This window comes from Pseudoteredinibacter isoporae (assembly GCF_040372805.1).
GTDB lineage: Bacteria > Pseudomonadota > Gammaproteobacteria > Pseudomonadales > Cellvibrionaceae > Pseudoteredinibacter > Pseudoteredinibacter isoporae_A.
Window position 1 is genome coordinate 195,449 of the sequence record NZ_BAABWJ010000003.1, and the last position, 16,953, is coordinate 212,401.

Below are 16,953 nucleotides of genomic sequence, written 5' to 3' on the forward strand. Positions count from 1 at the left end.
CAGTCAATGCGACAGACGAATCAGCAGAAGCTTCCTGTGCCCCACCAACTAAGATAATAGTCTTAATTTATTCCCAATTGGGCATAAAAACGACGTACTGTTAGAATGAATGATAATAATTTGATGTAAAGCACGCTTTCGGCGCTATAAGATCACACTTTGCTGGCAGCTGCTTTACTGCTGGCAGCTCAATCAACAATATACCCTTTTGCTTTTGGGAAGCCTTTTACCCTCGGAGGACATCAGAATGGACGATAGCGCGAAAATGGGACGTGGCATGATGTACCTGGCCTGGTTGACCGTCCTGGCGCTGCTCAGCTTCGGCTTTAACCACTGGCTCGATAAACGGGATGAAGAACGCTACCAACCGTTCAGTGAAAGAGAAGGCGAAGTCGTTCGCGTGGATATTCAGGGGAACCGACAGGGCCATTATCTGAGTCAGGGCCGGGTCAACGGTCAGGAAGTCCGCTTTCTGCTGGATACCGGGGCCACACTGGTGGCCGTCCCCGAAGCTCTGGCTCGTAAATTAGGCATGAAAAAAGGACAAGCCGGATACGCTGAAACCGCCAACGGCCGCTCTCGCGTTTACATGAGTCGAATCGAGCGCTTGGAACTGGGCGAAATACGCCTGAGCAATGTGGCCGCCAGCATTTCGACCGGAATGGAAGGGAATGAAATTCTATTGGGAATGAGCGCCCTCGGGCAGCTGGAATTCAGTCAGCAAGGCCGAACCCTGAGTCTACGACAACATCGCGCCACTCCATAGACTCACCACGCGTATTCCAAGATACCTGCCTCTACCACAGCGCATTTTGGCGGCTTAGCTATGGTACAATCGCGGCCTTTGGACTGTTAAAGAGAAGCCTCCATGGAGCTATCCGCGCTCACCGACGAAATTCGCCGCAATGTCGCTGCGGCCCTGAAAGAAGACATCGGCGATGGTGATGTCACCGCCGCTCTGATCCCCGCGTCACAAAACGCCAATGCCCGAGTCATCACTCGCGAGGACTGCGTGGTCTGCGGTACCGCCTGGGTGAATGAAGTCTTCCGTCAACTTGACCCCGACGTTCAGATTGAATGGCATGTAAAAGATGGAGACCAAGTCAAGGCGGACAACCTTCTCTACACACTGAGCGGCTCCGCACGCAGTCTACTGACCGGAGAGCGAGCGGCTTTGAATTTTCTGCAGCTGCTCTCTGGCACGGCCACGGCTTGTCAGAGCTATGCTCGATTGGTCTCACACACCCCTGTTCAAATTCTGGATACCCGTAAAACCATCCCGGGTTTACGCCTGGCCCAAAAATACGCGGTCAGCCAGGGCGGCTGTCACAATCACCGAATCGGTTTATACGACGCCTACTTGATCAAGGAAAACCACATCGCTGCTTGTGGCGGAATTGCCCAGGCGATTCAACAGGCCCAAACCAATCAACCCGGGAAAGCGGTGGAAGTAGAAGTCGAGTCCATGGATGAATTTCAGCAGGCCCTTGATGCCGGAGCGGACATCGTCATGCTCGATAACTTTGACAATGACATGTTGCGTAAGGCAGTGGCGTTGAACCAACAGCATCATCACCCGGCAAAACTGGAAGCCTCGGGAAACGTGAATCAAACCACGCTCGTGCCCATTGCCGAGACCGGTGTCGATTATATTTCCATTGGTGCACTGACTAAGGACTGCAAAGCCGTTGATTTGTCCATGCGCCTGACCATGGCGAGCTGAGTTTCTCACCAATAAAAAACGGGCTGCAGATTGCAGCCCGTCGACATTTCATGCAAGACATCCCCAAGCACTACAGCGTAAAGCGACCCACCAATTCGTTCAGGCGGGAAACCGAACAGCTCAAGTCAGCTGCGGTTTGTTTGGTTTCGGTAGAGCCCTGTTGAACAGCCGAGCCCAAAATAGAAAACTCCTCAACCTGCCCCTGAATACGGCTGGCGTTTTGGCTGGCTCCGGTATTCAGTTCCGCAACCACACGGCTTGACTCGCTTAAATCCAGAATGGTTTCCTGAATCTGATTTAGCGTTGAAACCGTTTGTTGCGCCATGTGCGCAGATTGCTCGGCCTGTTTGGAATTATTCTCCATGGAATGAACGACACCACTAATGGCATTCACCAAGGCCGTGAGCATGCTATTAATTTCTTCTGTCGACTGTTGTGTGCGATTGGCGAGAGTTCGAACCTCGTCGGCAACCACCGCAAAGCCACGCCCGGATTCCCCTGCTCGCGCCGCTTCAATCGCCGCATTCAAAGCCAGTAGATTGGTTTGCTCGGCAATTTCTGCAATCGTGCCAACCACACTGGACACCTGATCCCCAGTGCTGCGCAACTCAGAGAGCTGCTGGGAAGATACTTCAATATCCTGTGCCAAACGCACGACACTGCCCGCGGTTTCGCGAACTTGCTCCGCGCCATTTTCAACCGCCTTTGAGCCATTTTGCGCGGCTTTATAACTTTCTTCCGAGCGATGAAGCCCCTCCTCTACAGAACCATGCAAATCTCTCATCCGATCATTGAGCTGCTCAATTTCCGTATTCAATTGAACAACCTGCTGATCGGTATTTCCCGAATGACTTTGCATGTCTTCAGATGCTGAGGCGACGCCTCGACTGACATTCTGCACATCGGCCAGAGCCGACTTCACACTGCTGAGTAAATTGTTAACGCTGGACGATGCGGTGCTGATCTCGTCGGAACCGGATATAGGCAACTGTGTCCGCAAATCCAATTCTTCCGCCACAAGCGTTAGCTTATTGGCAAGATCAGAGATTGGTTTTGAGATGGTCCTGCGGCTGAACCAGAATGCACCAATGGCGACACCGGTAATCGCCAGTAACATCAACAAGACCAAGTTAGTAATGGCGCTGATGTCATCTCGAATCATGCCCGCGCTGTCATTGGCCTCGCGTTCCAACGTGGTTTTAATGGTTCGCAAATCGGCATGAGTAGCGTCCCTTTCCGACTGCAGCTCAGCAAGTGTGTCACGGGCACCATCCCAATCAACACTCTCCGCAGACATGGTGTCCAACAGCTGCTGGGAAATATTGTCGAGCATCGCCACATGTTGAAGCATCGCTTTGCTGTCTTGACGCAATGCCGGTACTGTCAGTGCTTTTTCAATCGCGCGCGAGCTGTCATCCAACTGAGATTGAAATTGAGCGCTGTCGATACTGGTGCTGTAAAAGGCGTAAGCCGCGATCAGCAGTTTATCCACTTGCTGACCCAACTGCTCAATCGCTGACACAGCAGGCAAAGTATCATCCACAAAACGCTCGGTCCGCATACCAACACTGTTGGTATTCGAAAATAGAAAAATAGCAGCAACTGCACTCACCAACAGAACCGCCAGATAACCCAGCAAGGCTTTCATACTGATCGAATTCACAATAGACTCCTAATATAACGACAGCCTTCCTTTTGGCTACGGGTGTTTTACTCATTGCCCCAAACATCCCTCGCAGGCAGTATCGGCCCAACGGGGATTTTCTATAGTTACTTTACGATTTAAGGGTTAAATTCAATATGCCTAATACGATGCGTCATGCTCTGCTTTCCCTCGTTTGTATACTTGGTTTCACAGCGAATTCGACTGCGGCCGAATCAACCGTTGCCATCGTGATTCACGGCGGCGCCGGCAATATCAAAGCGGCCAATCTCAGCCCCGAACAAGAATCGAAATATCAGGCGAAATTGCAAGAAGCCCGAGACCGCGCCTACGAACTTCTGGCCAATGGAGGCAAAAGCATCGACGCCGTTGTTCTGGCCATCACCATCTTGGAAGACTCTCCTCTGTTTAATGCTGGCAAGGGAGCAGTTTACAACTTTGAAGGCGAGCACGACCTCGATGCGTCTATTATGGAAGGCAAACAACAGCAGGCGGGCGCCATTGCGGGCGTACAGACCATTAAGAACCCCATCAAACTGGCACGCGCGGTGATGGAAAAATCCGAACACGTTTTTCTATCTGGCCGAGGTGCCGAAGCATTCGCTCAACAGGAAAATCTGGAACAGGTCGACAATAGCTATTTCAATACCCAGCGCCGCTTTCAGTCTCTGCAAAAAGCCAAGCAGGCTCTGCTGAAAACCAGCTGGAATGACATGGATCGAAATACCGACATCGATTACAAGATGGGCACAGTGGGCGCGGTTGCACTTGACCAGCATGGCGATATCGTTGCCGGTACCTCCACGGGAGGGCGCACCGCTAAGCGCTTTGGTCGCATTGGCGACTCTCCCGTCATCGGTGCAGGCACTTGGGCCGATAACCAGAGCTGCGGTGTCTCGGCCACCGGTCACGGAGAGTTCTTCATTCGCTTCAATGTCGCCGCCGATATTTGCGCTCGCGTAAAATACCAAGGACTGTCGATCCAGGAAGCCGCAGACAAAGTGATCAAAGAAGAACTGGCTGGCATCAAAGGCAGTGGCGGCGTGATTGTTATGGATCGCCAGGGCAACGTTGCTTACTCTTACAACAGCAAAGGCATGTATCGCGCCTACAAGCGCAACGACAAAGATCAGCACGTAGGCATTTATTAGGCGTTTTGAGACAGATCATCAGCCAGAGAATCGATATTAAAGCCGAGTGGCATCCGTGACCTTTTATTCGGCGGTCTGGCAATAGACAAAAAAATAGCCCAGGCATTACGCACTGGGCTATGTTGTCAGGGTATTTGGCGAAACTTAGCCAGCCATACCCTGCACGATTGAGATCATCACACCCGCTGCCACAGCAGAACCGATAACACCGGCAACGTTCGGGCCCATCGCATGCATCAACAGGAAGTTCTGAGAGTTATATTCCAGCCCCACCTTGTTGGATACGCGTGCCGCCATTGGCACAGCAGATACACCGGCGGAGCCAATCAGAGGGTTGATCTTATTGGTGCTGAATTTGTTCATCAATTTCGCCATCAACACGCCCATGGCCGTACCGATGCCGAAGGCCACAACACCCAGCGCCATAATGCCGAGGGTCTTGGCGTCCAGGAAAACATCCGCCGCCAACTTGGAACCCACAGAGAGACCCAGGAAGATGGTGGTAATATTGATCAGAGCATTCTGAGCGGTGTCCGACAAGCGATCCACAACACCACACTCTTTCATCAAGTTACCGAAGCAGAACATGCCCAACAGCGGCGCCGCCGACGGCAGGAACAGTGCAACCGCAATCAATACAATGATTGGGAAGACGATTTTTTCGCGCTTGGATACATAACGCAATTGAGTCATCTTGATCTTGCGCTCTTCCTCGGTGGTCAAGGCCTTCATAATTGGCGGCTGAATCATCGGCACCAGAGCCATATAGGAATAAGCCGCTACCGCGATGGCTCCCAATAATTCTGGAGACAAAAGGGACGCAACGTAAATTGCGGTCGGGCCATCCGCGCCACCAATGATGCCAATGGCCGCAGCGTCAGCGATGGAGAAATCCATCCAACCCATAGCGCTCATGCCCACAGCACCCATCACCGTCGCAAAGATACCAAACTGAGCTGCTGCCCCCAGGAAGATGGTACGAGGGTTAGCCAGCAATGGACCAAAGTCCGTCATGGCGCCCACACCCATAAAGATCAACAGTGGCGCGATCGTAGAGCCGATAGCCACCGAGTAGAACTTATACAGCATGCCACTTTCGTAACCCGCATTCGCTGCGATTTGCTGCGCCGCGAGAACTTGCTGAGCCGAAGCGTCTGACATGGCGGCTTTCACATCCGCGTAGCTTTCATAACTGGCGACCTGGAGTACGTCAGCAATAGCGGCCACCATTTCAGGGCCACCTGAAATCAAGGCGTTTTGAACCGCTGAATACGCCAGACCGGCGCCGGGAATGTTTGCCAGAATGCCGCCAAAACCGATTGGGACCAGCAACAAAGGTTCGAAGTTTTTGCTAATGGCCAACCACAGCAACAGCAAGCCAATAGCGATCATGACGATCTGACCGGGGCCTTGAAATTGGGCCAGGCCAGAATCGTTCCAAAGTCCGATTAAGCTTTCCATTTAGAATACCTCCGGACTTAAGCGATGGTCAGCAGGCTATCGCCAACGGCAACAGAGTCGCCCTCTTTGATATTGATGCTGCCGATGGTGCCGGATTTGGGCGCACTCACTTCGGTTTCCATTTTCATGGCTTCCAAAATAATGATGGTGTCACCTTCGTTAACCTGCTGACCTGGGCTGACCAATACCTTAAAGATATTACCAGCCAAAGGGGCTGGCACAGGGTCACCGCCAGCGGGAACCGCACCACCTGCTGCGGGCGCGGCGACTGCCGCACCACCCACAGGTGCAATGCCGGTCAAGTCGCCACCGTTTGCAACGGTGACGGTGTAAGAAGCACCTTCTACGGTTACCGTGTACACCTCTTCACCAGCGTCATTGGTGACCAGCGCCCCCTCTTTACCCGTTGGCACAGGCTCAAAGGCGGAGGCATCACCGCGATTTTCCAGGAATTTCAGACCAATCTGCGGGAACAAAGCGTAGGTCAGAACATCGTCGATCTCACGATCTCCGCCTTCCAACTGGATGCCCTTCTCTTGAGAGAGTTCACGCAATTCAGTTGTCAGCTTGTCCAGCTCAGGTGCAAGCAAGTCCGCAGGGCGACAAGTAATCGCCTCCGCGCCATCCAGCACGCGTGCCTGCAATTCTTTGTTGTACTCAGCCGGTGCCGCGCCATATTCACCTTTCAGAACCCCCTGGGTTTCCTTCGAGATGGATTTGTAACGCTCACCCGTCAACACGTTAAGAACCGCCTGGGTTCCCACAATCTGAGACGTAGGGGTCACCAATGGGATAAAACCAAGGTCTTCGCGTACGCGTGGGATTTCATCCAACACATCGGCGAACTTATCTTCGGCACCCTGATCACGCAGCTGGTTTTCCATATTAGTCAGCATGCCGCCTGGGACCTGTGCCGTCAGGATACGACCATCGATGCCGCGCAGAGAACCTTCAAACTTGGCGTATTTCTTACGCACTTCGCGGAAGTAGTTGGCAATTTCTTCCAGCAGGGCCAAATCCAGACCTGTATCACGCTCTTGGCCTTTCAAGATCGCCACCACAGATTCTGTTGGGCTGTGGCCATAGGTCATGGACATGGAAGAAATCGCAGTGTCGATATTGTCGATGCCTGCTTCCACACATTTCAGTGCCGTTGCAGTCGAAAGGCCAGTTGTGGCATGACACTGCATATGAATCGGTATATCGCAGGCGGCTTTCAGTTTGCTGACCAACTCGTAACCCGCGTAAGGGGTTAACAGGCCTGCCATGTCTTTAATCGCGATGGAGTCAGCGCCCATGTCTTCGATCAACTTGCCTTGCTCTACCCACATATCAATAGTGTGAACCGGGCTCAAGGTATAGGCGATGGTGCCCTGGGCATGCTTGCCCTGTTTTTTAACCGCTTTCAATGCAGTCTCGATATTGCGCATATCGTTCATCGCATCGAACACCCGGAAAACGTCTACGCCATTAACGGCACAGCGCTCAACAAACTTGTCCACGACATCGTCCGCATAGTGACGATAACCAAGAATATTCTGGCCACGGAACAGCATCTGCATTGGGGTATTGGGCATCGCTTTTTTCAGTTCGCGAATACGCTCCCATGGGTCTTCACCCAAATAACGAATACAGGCGTCAAACGTGGCTCCACCCCAGGTTTCCAAAGACCAGAAGCCAACTTGGTCGAGCTTCTCAGCAATGGGCAGCATATCGTCGATACGCATACGGGTGGCAAATAGGGACTGGTGGGCATCACGCAAAACTACGTCGGTAATGCCAAGTGGTTTTTTGTTTTCGCTCATAATGGTGCCTTTAACTGGTGCTTAGTGCGGGCTAAGCGTCCTAATATCAAATGGGCTTTTATTTATTTCGATGCTGCTCGATAGCGGCCTGGATGATAGCGATCAGTTTCGGATCGTTCACCTGGGCAGGAGCCGGAGACGCCGGGGTAGGCGTGGCTTCGGGTTCAGCTTCGGGGAAGTATTTCTGAATCACCGTAGACATAATATTGACGGCAATAACGAGCAGGGTCAGGAACACAAAGACGGTCCCCATCCCGAAAAGCATCAGGTCAATACCCTGTTGCACTAGGCTTGCTGACATGGTGGTCTCCTCGAAATCATACAGTTATTTGTATGTTTCTCGTTTATACACTCGATCGGATCTCCAGGGGAAATATTGATCGAGTCATTCTTGTTAATAGCCCCTATCAAGACTCACTCCCGGGCTAAATGAGTAAGCTTGGAGAATGTATCTTGATCGGTCAAGGTAAGCAAATTTTCCCTCTTACTACAAAACTACAAACAGACTACAAAATACAAAACTGTTTTAAATCAAAAGGTTAAAAAACCCCACACGGCATGCAGACCCTAAAAAAGCGGCAAAAACTACAAGAATCACGAACCCGTGAAAGCGGGGATTTAGGGTTTCCCTTCGCTTTGCAGTAGAATGCCCGCTTTTTAGCGGAATATATGCGAATTTTCCTGGCCCCAATGGAGGGCGTCGTCGACTTTCAGATGCGCCAGTTGCTGACCAGCATTGGCGGACTCGACGGCTGTGTCACCGAATTTCTCCGCATAGGCGAGCAACGCCTGCCTCGGCGGGTATTCACCAAGCTCTGCCCCGAACTCCTGCAACAGAGTCGCACCCCGTCCGGCACGCCAGTGGCCTTTCAACTGCTGGGTGGCAACGCCGAAGCCATGGCCTTCAATGCCGCCAAGGCCGCAGGGCTCGGTGCTGACAGCATTGACTTGAATTTTGGCTGCCCGGCCAAAACCGTCAATCGCAACGATGGCGGCGCCAAGCTGCTGCAAGAGCCAAAGCGTATTCACAGGATTGTCAAAGCGGTTCGTGACGCAGTTCCGAGCGGGATCGATGTCACCGCAAAAATTCGCTTGGGTTTTCAAGATCGCAGCATGGGACTGGAAAACGCCCACGCCATTGCAGATGCAGGCGCCCAACAGCTGGTCGTCCACGCGCGCAGTAAAAACGATGCTTACCGCCCCCCCGCTTACTGGGACGAGCTTCGCCCCATTCGGGATCAGCTCAATATCCCCGTTATCGCCAATGGTGAAATATGGAGTCCAGACGATCTTCAGCGTTGTGCCGACCATAGTGGCTGTGAAGATTTCATGATCGGTCGGGGCCTCCTGGCCAGACCTGATCTCGCATTGGCCATCAGAAACCCGGACGCACACCAAGCCTGGTGCTGGGAAGACATCTTGCCGCTGCTGTTGGATTTTTTCCGCAAAGGCATCGAACAATACCCAGAAAAATATTGCGGAAATAGACTCAAGCAATGGTTCATGTACCTACAACGAAACTATCCCGAAGCCGAGTTATTTTTTAACCAGTTAAAGCGCTTGCGCAAACGCGATGAGATTGAAATGCTGTTTGCCCACCACGCCAAAGAACAGAAGATAGAGTTGGCCTCATGAGTTCGCTCGATCGACAACTGCAACACAGCGACCACAACGCGGCACCTTCAAGCGGCACGCGCCTGAGTCTATTGCTGCACGATATTGAATCGCCCAGTAACGTCGGAGCCTTGTTTCGATGCGCTGACGCCCTGGGCTGCGAACATATCTACCTGAGCGGCTCGACGCCCGCACCACCGAATCGAAAACTGCGCAAAGCCTCTCGATCGGCAGAGCGCTATGTTGGATATAGCGTACACAGGCATTTCGAAGATCTACTGGACAGCTTCCACGAAAACAAGGTGCTGGCATTGGCGCTTGAACTCAGCGAGAACAGCATTCCGCTGGAGGACTTTGTGTTGGAGCGGCGCTTTGAATCGATTTGTTTGATTCCTGGCTCTGAAAATCACGGGCTGAGCGAAGAGTTGTTAAACGCCTGCGAGCAGGCTGTGTACATCCCTATGCAAGGCAATAACTCATCCATGAACATTGCTACCGCCTGCGCAATCGCGGCTTATCGATTGCAACAGGCGTAACGTAACTCCTTTGAGAACGGCTCACACTCGGTCGATATTTCCATTAGGCATAGCAGCGCACGGTTTCATCGCCAGCCAGGAAGTTGGCCTTGTCTTCGCACAAACGAGCGTTAATCTCGCGAAATAAATCAGAAACCTGGGTATTGATACCGCGCATGAATACTTCGCGCTCAAACAGGAAAGGCGAGCGCCAACCACAATGTTTCACCGGATCACCAATCTCTTCAAAACGGAAACCGGACTGTTTGATCAACTGAGCGAGTCTGGGCTCCATCATTGCCGCGCCATATTCCGCTTCTGAATTGACGAACAAAGATACGCAGATGGAAAACAAGCCCAACAGAACGACGGGGGCCTTACAACTTTCAAGCAAGTCGGCGTTTTCCGGCAAGGCCGCGTCCCGCTTGACCTGCCCACGAAATTCCGGCAATACCGCCAACCGGGAGAACTCAATGATTTTACCGGGTAAAAACACATCGGGATCAAACATTTCCCGGTTGAGACTGTCTTTGAAGACCTCTTCGTAAGGCAAAGGTTTTTCAGGATTTTTTAAGTCGCCTCCAATAATTCGAGCACAGGCAACGGCCTGACCACTGGGTTTGTGTAACAACAGAGCATGTTCAGAATGAGGATCGTATTCGTCAACTTCCCTCTCGTAGTCGTCGGCGTCAAAATAATTAAGCTCACGACAGAACACGCGATGACGAATTCGGTAACAGCGCTCAAGATCAAAATCTCCATAAGCGCGTTTTACATCATAAAATTTTTCAAAATGGTCTAGTAAAGTCATACCACTCCCTCCCACCGGACTGTGAAAATAAACACCATTTACATCCCTAAGGCGACTTTATTATAAAGACTCAGTTAACAGCATTTCTGTGAACTCACATCAAAGTAATATTATTTTTTTTGTTTATGGTTTATCTTTTTTTCACCATTCACCAAGCAGAATTCATGATGAACAAAAACAAAGGTTATGTAAACCAAGACTATTTGAGCCAAGCCGCGCAAATGTTCGCCCCCATAAAGAAGGGAAGTTATGAAAAGTTACAGGCACAAACGGCACAATCATTGATTGACATCGGCTGCGGGCCAGGAATAGACACCACCAGCATTGCACAGCTCTACCCCGAACTAAACGAAATTATCGGAGTCGATTTCGATAAAGAAATGATCCAACAAGCCGATAACTTAGCTAAGCAAAAGGAATGCAGCGACAGGATTAGACACCAACACGCCAGCGCTTACGAGTTACCTTTTCCCGACAAACGCTTTGATGCCGTTCGAGCCGAACGACTCTTTATGCATTTGGAAAACCCCGAGCTTGCCTTACAGGAATTGATTCGGATCTCCAAACCTGGAGCCAAATTAGTCATTGTTGAAACGGATTGGGCAAGCATGTCCGTTAACAATGGTATGGACGAACTGGAACGCCGCCTCAGTCACTACTTTGCAAGCGAGTTCTTACACAATGGCTATTCAGCCAGACGCCTGCCCGGCCAACTCGCCGAACTGGGTGTAAAGGAAGTGAACATTGAAATTAACAGTTTACAGTCCAAAGACCATCGATTGTGGCAACTTTTATCTCAACATGCCGCGATGATGGATAAAGCTTTGGAGAATAGTTTTATTAACCCACAGGAATATCAGGACTGGAATCAACAACTGGACGAAAGCAATGCAAGCGACTCATTCTTTAGCACCATAAACATCATGACATTTTGTTGCACGATTTAATTATTCAGAACCAGGATGTCACCAAATACCTTGTTTGTTTGGTGACGAAAAAAAACGGCGCCACTTTTTTGTCGTTAAAGCCTACTGCCACGGGCTTAAAGCAGTGTTCTCAGATATAATTTACAAAGCAACAAAGTCTTAGTGAATCAAGCAGAGGTACGGCTTGGGCGTCAAAAAAATGGCGTGAGTTTAGGGACAAACAAAAAGGATGCAATGTAGGCCAATACCCACAATCGGAAAGTAAGTCTTTCCACGCTTTGCAGTTTGCTTCAAAGATTAACGGACGAACCTAAAAGACCTTAGGCGCCATTCGTTGAACTGATTTACATCGACAGCAATACACAGGCAGAAGCGGAAAGGGCTAAATGCGCTCGGGTTTTTTAAGTCTTAAATGGCAAGTAGCGATCAGCGTAAGCTTGATTCTTTTTTTAGGAATCGGCTTGATTACCATTTTTGGCCAAAGCAATCTTGAACAAACCTTTATTCAAGAGCGTGATCGTATTTTGAAGGATCGCCAGCGCTCAATTAATACCGCTCTGTTTTCTATTCAAAAGCAACTTCTGCACATTGCTGGCCACCTTCAAGGTCAGGCTGCACAACTTGATCCCGATTTAACCTTAAGAAAACGTCTGAGCGAAACGGTTCACTCAAACTGGGACCAATTGAATTTCGAATGGGAAGTTGACGCTGTATTACTGTACGGCAGTGACCAGGAAGCCTGGCTGCAGCTGGGTTTGCCCAGCATGCAATCTTTATTACCCAAGGAGTGGCTAAATGCCGTTTACCGCTCTGAGTCCCCACTGGATAAAATTCTTTGTCGGCATTCATGCTGGCAGGTTGTCGCCGTACCGGTGTTAATCGACACCAATCAAAACGGTGTCATGATCCTGGTAAAATCCTTAGTTGATGCGGTTATCGAATTTCAACAATCTACTGCAGCAGACGTGGGCATCCTGATACCTCCTGGTAATTCTGGCAATGCCTTGCAAAATCCACTTCGCCGCATTCCCAATTGGCAACGTGACATCGTTGCATTAACCGGCGGAGCTACGGCCCAGGAAGCCCTGCAAACCCTCAGCGAGGACGTTGCTCTGGAAAAACTGGTGAACCAACGAAAGGTTCTCCCCTTCAAACAACAGAATCTTGAATTGGCTATTGTCAGCCTGAGCGCGCAAAGCCCGGCCGAACAGGCTTCGGTTTTAATCATTGAAGATGTGAGTGGGCAGCTCAATGAGCTGAACTCAACCATCAAAACCTTGCTACTGTCTGCTCTGGTGATTTTAATCAGTGCAGAAATTGCTTTGTTGGGCATGCTCTGGAGTCCGATGAGCCAGCTTCGAAAAGTTGCCACCGTGCTTCCTGAACTGGCGAGAAACGACCGCAATCGACTCGATCTATTGCCACAATTGCCCAAGAAGTCGGGATTGTTGCGCAATGAAATCCACAATCTGCAAGACTCGAGTGTCGATCTGGCTGAAAAACTGGCTGAGATGGACGAGCAAATCAAGCTTCGTACCCGGGGCTTAAAAATTCGAAGCCGAGAGCTTCTGGCGGAAAAAAACTTCGCTACGACTCTGATTAACAATGTCCAGGCCATTATCCTCACCCAGGATAAAGATGGGAATATCCACCTGATTAACAACGAAGGTTGCATGTTACTCGGCACCCCCATGACCGCGGACAATCAGACCAAAGAGCAAATGAATTTCCTCTCCAGCTTTGGTTTCATTGAAGACGACATGGTCACTCAGGGGATTGCGAGCCTTCACCAGAATCATGGCAACAGCTTCCAGCACGAAGGCGAACTGGAGCTGCGTGGCCAAAATTATTACATGCAGTGGAAACACAGCCTGTTACCTGGCAAAGACGAAATGGTCTTGACGGTTGGTATTGATCTTAGCGGTCGAAAAGCCGCCGAAGACAACCTCGCTTGGCTGGCCGATCACGACCATCTGACCAAGCTCTTCAATCGCCGTCACTTCCAGCGCGAGTTTGAGCAGATATTAAAACGCAGTCACCGTAATAAGCGCTCTGGCGCCTTGTTCTTTTTTGATATTGATCAGTTCAAGGTTATTAATGACACCTCCGGCCACCCGGCGGGTGATCGATTGCTGTGCGAGGTCGCCAATCATCTGTCACTGGGCATTCGAAATATCGACGTCTTTGCCCGATTGGGCGGCGACGAGTTTGGTCTGCTGGTGGAAGAAATCAATGATGAAGGCATCATTATTCTCGCCCAAAAGCTCTGCGACATTGTCGGTAATATCGAGGTGAATCTGGAAGGCCTGAAACACAAGATTTCCATCAGCATCGGCATTGTGAGATTTCCAGCCCATGGCAAGGAAGTCGATGAGTTGATGGCCAATGTCGATTTGGCCATGTACAAAGCGAAGGCCAACAACAATGGCCGCAGTAACTGGCAAATGTATTCGGCCTCCAGCAGTAAGAAAGGCGAATTGGTTAAAACGGTGGATTGGCAAGCAAGAATCCGTACGGCACTCGATTTGCAACGTTTGACGCTGTACTACCAGCCAATCTACGACATCAAAAACAAAACCATTTCCCATTATGAAGCCCTGCTTCGTATGCTGGATGAACAAGGCAATATCATTCCACCGGGACAGTTCATCCCCATCGCCGAACAAACTGGCTTGATCATGGAGCTGGATCAATATGTGGTTCAACAGGCCATCCGTGATCTGTTGCGTTTCCAAAGCCAGGGGCAGGATATTCACATTGCCATTAACATTTCTGCCAATGCCCTGGCCAGTGGAGAGTTTATCCAGAGCCTGACTCAAATCACCTTAAATCGTCAGACCCTCCACGGAAAAATTATTTTTGAACTGACAGAGACAGCTGCCGTTGAAGATGTTCGAGCAACGGCCGATATCATCAACAGTTGTAAGCGGATGGGATATCACTTCTCTATTGATGACTTCGGTAAAGGTTACGCATCCTGGTTTTATTTACGGGAATTGCCTGTGGACTACGTGAAAATTGATGGCTCTTTTGTTCAGAACCTGTCTTCCAGCAAAGAGGATTACTTGTTTGTTCAAGCCATCAATAATGTTGCACAAGGGCTTGGCAAGAAAACCGTTGCTGAATTCGTCGAAGATGCAGAATCCCTGGCCCTGATTGAAGAACTGGGTATCGATTACGCCCAGGGCTACTATATCGGCAAACCGGCAGAGCAACTTCTTAAGGACGGTGACATCAGCCATCTTGATGGCAACGCTGACACCACAAGCAATGTTACGGCAATTCAAAAAAATAAGGATTATGCAAAAAATATTAACAAGGGTTAATCCTGATTATCCGGGCAGGTTTCAGCGACGACTCAGACTCGGCGCTATTCATCTGTTTCTGGCATTACTGTGCATAGTAAGCACAGCCGCCTACAGTGACCATGGTATCGCCGTAATCGCCAACCAACAGGTCGATGCAGCGAGCTTGTCTCCGACGCGGCTGAAATCCATTTTCGGTATGCGCACAACCACCTGGAAAAACGGACAGCCCATTCGTGTATTTGTGCTTAAAGATAATGACCCCTTGCATGTACGTTTTACCAAAGACGTCCTGCAAACTTACCCATACAACCTGCGCCGGATTTGGGAAAGACGAGTCTATTCAGGAACAGGCCTCGCACCCACCGTCGTGAACACAGAGGGAGAGATGCTCAAACTTATCGCCGAAACGGAAAATGCCATCGGCTACATTCAGCATCACAACATTGACCAAAACGTTAAGGTATTAGAAATTCGATGAAAGGATTGCAAACTGCAGCCATTGCGGCCATATCAGTACTGGCACAGATCGCAACTGCTCCAGCGAGGGCGGTGAATTTCGATACTGGGTTAGGAAAAATTCAAGTTCACGGTTTTGCCACACAAACCGTGCTCTACAGTGATGAAAATAATTTCTTCGGAGATTCCCAGGACGTCAGCTTTGATTTTCGTGAATTGGGCCTCAACGGCCTGTGGCAGATCAATCCCAAGCTGAAGTTTGCGGCCCAGATTCTGGCTCGCGATGCCGGAGCCACCGATGATGGCGACCTGCGAGTGGACTACGCCTTTCTGGATTACAACTTCTGGCAAGGCGACTCCAACAGCGCTGGTGTCCGCTTGGGTCGATTGATTAACCCCTACGGCATGTACAATGACACCCGCGATGTGGTTCACACCCGCCCGAGTATCCTGTTACCACAATCGATCTACTTCGATGTTAACCGGAACCTGGCTCTGAGCTCCGATGGCGCCAGCCTGTACTTCCAACAGGACCTTGGCAACAACGGTTTCAATTTTGAACTCCTGTCGGTCAAACCCCGTACGCGTGATCCCGATCTCGAACCGGCGATTTTCTTCCGTGACAACCCAGGGCAACTGGAAGGCGAAAAAAGCACTTGGTTCGCGCGAGCGATATACAGCTACGACCTCGATCGAGTACGTGCTGGCCTGGCTGCCGGTTCCATTGATGTGGAATACGAGCCTGGCATCAACGACCCTATCCAATCAGCCGGTTTTAACTTCAAACCTCTGCTGGTATTTGCTCAGTACAATTCTGAGAAGTGGAGCATCACTGGCGAATATGCCAATCGACGGCTGCAGGTACACGCTTCGGTTTTGCCCGCCGACATCAAAACCGTGGGACACAGTTACTTCCTGCAATACGACTATCGACTGGCGCCGGGCTGGGAAGCCTTCATTCGCTACGACGATCTGATTTGGAATAAGGATGATAAGGACGGCAAGCTGTTCTCGGCGATAACAGGCCTGCCTGCTCACTCACGCTATGCCAAAGATTGGGCTCTGGGCCTGCGCTGGGATGTGACGGATACGTTCATGCTCCGTGCAGAAGTCCATGACGTCAAGGGAACCGGTTGGCTGTCCAGCCTGGAGAATGCCAACCCACTGGCAACCAAGGAAAACTGGAAACTGTTTGCGCTGTCGGCATCCTATCGCTTCTAAGCCAACAGCCACATCAATTCAGAGTGAAACCGCTGAGGGGCAAGAAACGCTGGTGGGTTCGATCAAAACCAGCGCCCTTGGCAGTTCAGACCTTCCCGGTCCAATTTACCCCCCAGACGCCCCTGGGTGATCACACGGTGGTGGGTAATTAACAGCTTAAGCTTGCGTCCCATACGCTTCATCGACTAGAACCTCAAAAATCAACGGCCGAATATTGCTCAGCCGAATTAAAAGCCCGCGCATTATAATGTTTGGTGACTAAAAAACCAGCGCCAATTTGACATCTCATTCCTTTTATC

14 protein-coding genes are annotated in these 16,953 nt (G+C 50.5%); 9 read left to right on the top strand and 5 right to left on the bottom strand.

The window, feature by feature from the left end; translation table 11 throughout:
• Positions 1 to 247: 247 nt before the first annotated feature.
• Both ABWW03_RS08970 and nadC read left to right on the top strand, forming a co-directional pair.
• A complete protein-coding gene (locus ABWW03_RS08970) occupies positions 248 to 766 on the top strand; it encodes a retropepsin-like aspartic protease family protein (RefSeq protein ID WP_353407773.1) in 519 nt (172 codons plus the stop codon).
• Positions 767 to 868: 102 nt separating this feature from the next.
• Entirely contained in the window at positions 869 to 1,723 is an 855-nt protein-coding gene (gene nadC / locus ABWW03_RS08975) for a carboxylating nicotinate-nucleotide diphosphorylase (RefSeq protein ID WP_353407774.1), read from the top strand.
• Between the two features lie 70 nt (positions 1,724 to 1,793).
• Here the strand turns inward: nadC and ABWW03_RS08980 are convergent, their stop codons facing one another.
• Positions 1,794 to 3,386 (bottom strand): methyl-accepting chemotaxis protein, encoded by a 1,593-nt coding sequence (locus ABWW03_RS08980; protein WP_353407775.1) that lies wholly within the window; start codon positions 3,384 to 3,386, stop codon positions 1,794 to 1,796.
• 137 nt (positions 3,387 to 3,523) lie between these two features.
• Between ABWW03_RS08980 and ABWW03_RS08985 the strand changes: the two genes are divergently transcribed.
• Positions 3,524 to 4,537 carry an isoaspartyl peptidase/L-asparaginase family protein gene (locus ABWW03_RS08985; RefSeq protein WP_353407777.1) on the top strand — a complete coding sequence of 338 codons (1,014 nt, stop codon included), beginning with the start codon at positions 3,524 to 3,526 and terminating at the stop codon, positions 4,535 to 4,537.
• Between the two features lie 144 nt (positions 4,538 to 4,681).
• Here ABWW03_RS08985 and ABWW03_RS08990 read toward each other — a convergent pair whose 3' ends face one another.
• Genes ABWW03_RS08990 through ABWW03_RS09000 form a run of 3 tightly spaced genes read right to left on the bottom strand, consistent with a single transcriptional unit; the run spans position 4,682 to position 8,104 of the window.
• Entirely contained in the window at positions 4,682 to 5,998 is a 1,317-nt protein-coding gene (locus tag ABWW03_RS08990; RefSeq protein WP_353407779.1) for a sodium ion-translocating decarboxylase subunit beta, read from the bottom strand.
• A 17-nt stretch (positions 5,999 to 6,015) separates the two neighbouring features.
• Positions 6,016 to 7,803: a sodium-extruding oxaloacetate decarboxylase subunit alpha gene (gene oadA / locus ABWW03_RS08995; RefSeq protein ID WP_353407781.1), complete on the bottom strand. Its 1,788-nt coding sequence runs from the start codon at positions 7,801 to 7,803 to the stop codon at positions 6,016 to 6,018.
• A 58-nt stretch (positions 7,804 to 7,861) separates the two neighbouring features.
• Complete coding sequence (locus ABWW03_RS09000) at positions 7,862 to 8,104, bottom strand: OadG family protein (RefSeq protein ID WP_353407783.1); 243 nt, start codon at positions 8,102 to 8,104, stop codon at positions 7,862 to 7,864.
• A gap of 368 nt (positions 8,105 to 8,472) precedes the next feature.
• Between ABWW03_RS09000 and ABWW03_RS09005 the strand changes: the two genes are divergently transcribed.
• A complete protein-coding gene (locus ABWW03_RS09005) occupies positions 8,473 to 9,438 on the top strand; it encodes a tRNA dihydrouridine synthase (RefSeq protein ID WP_353407785.1) in 966 nt (321 codons plus the stop codon).
• Complete coding sequence (locus tag ABWW03_RS09010) at positions 9,435 to 9,953, top strand: TrmH family RNA methyltransferase (RefSeq protein WP_353407787.1); 519 nt, start codon at positions 9,435 to 9,437, stop codon at positions 9,951 to 9,953. The genes ABWW03_RS09005 and ABWW03_RS09010 overlap by 4 nt, the downstream gene beginning before the upstream one ends.
• 43 nt (positions 9,954 to 9,996) lie before the next feature.
• Here ABWW03_RS09010 and ABWW03_RS09015 read toward each other — a convergent pair whose 3' ends face one another.
• The gene (locus ABWW03_RS09015; protein WP_353407788.1) at positions 9,997 to 10,743 is read right to left on the bottom strand and encodes a PEP-CTERM/exosortase system-associated acyltransferase; all 747 of its coding nucleotides are present in this window, start codon (positions 10,741 to 10,743) and stop codon (positions 9,997 to 9,999) included.
• 164 nt (positions 10,744 to 10,907) lie between these two features.
• Between ABWW03_RS09015 and ABWW03_RS09020 the strand changes: the two genes are divergently transcribed.
• The 4 genes from ABWW03_RS09020 to ABWW03_RS09035 all read left to right on the top strand — a co-directional run bounded on the left by ABWW03_RS09020 (position 10,908) and on the right by ABWW03_RS09035 (position 16,654).
• Positions 10,908 to 11,690 carry a methyltransferase domain-containing protein gene (locus ABWW03_RS09020; RefSeq protein ID WP_353407790.1) on the top strand — a complete coding sequence of 261 codons (783 nt, stop codon included), beginning with the start codon at positions 10,908 to 10,910 and terminating at the stop codon, positions 11,688 to 11,690.
• Between the two features lie 440 nt (positions 11,691 to 12,130).
• Positions 12,131 to 14,995 carry a bifunctional diguanylate cyclase/phosphodiesterase gene (locus tag ABWW03_RS09025; protein ID WP_353407791.1) on the top strand — a complete coding sequence of 955 codons (2,865 nt, stop codon included), beginning with the start codon at positions 12,131 to 12,133 and terminating at the stop codon, positions 14,993 to 14,995.
• The gene (locus ABWW03_RS09030) at positions 14,970 to 15,455 is read left to right on the top strand and encodes a hypothetical protein (protein ID WP_353407792.1); all 486 of its coding nucleotides are present in this window, start codon (positions 14,970 to 14,972) and stop codon (positions 15,453 to 15,455) included. Before ABWW03_RS09025 ends, ABWW03_RS09030 begins: the two co-directional genes overlap by 26 nt.
• On the top strand, positions 15,452 to 16,654 hold the full coding sequence (locus ABWW03_RS09035; RefSeq protein ID WP_353407793.1) for a hypothetical protein: 1,203 nt from the start codon (positions 15,452 to 15,454) through the stop codon (positions 16,652 to 16,654). The genes ABWW03_RS09030 and ABWW03_RS09035 overlap by 4 nt, the downstream gene beginning before the upstream one ends.
• The last annotated feature ends 299 nt before the right edge of the window (positions 16,655 to 16,953 follow it).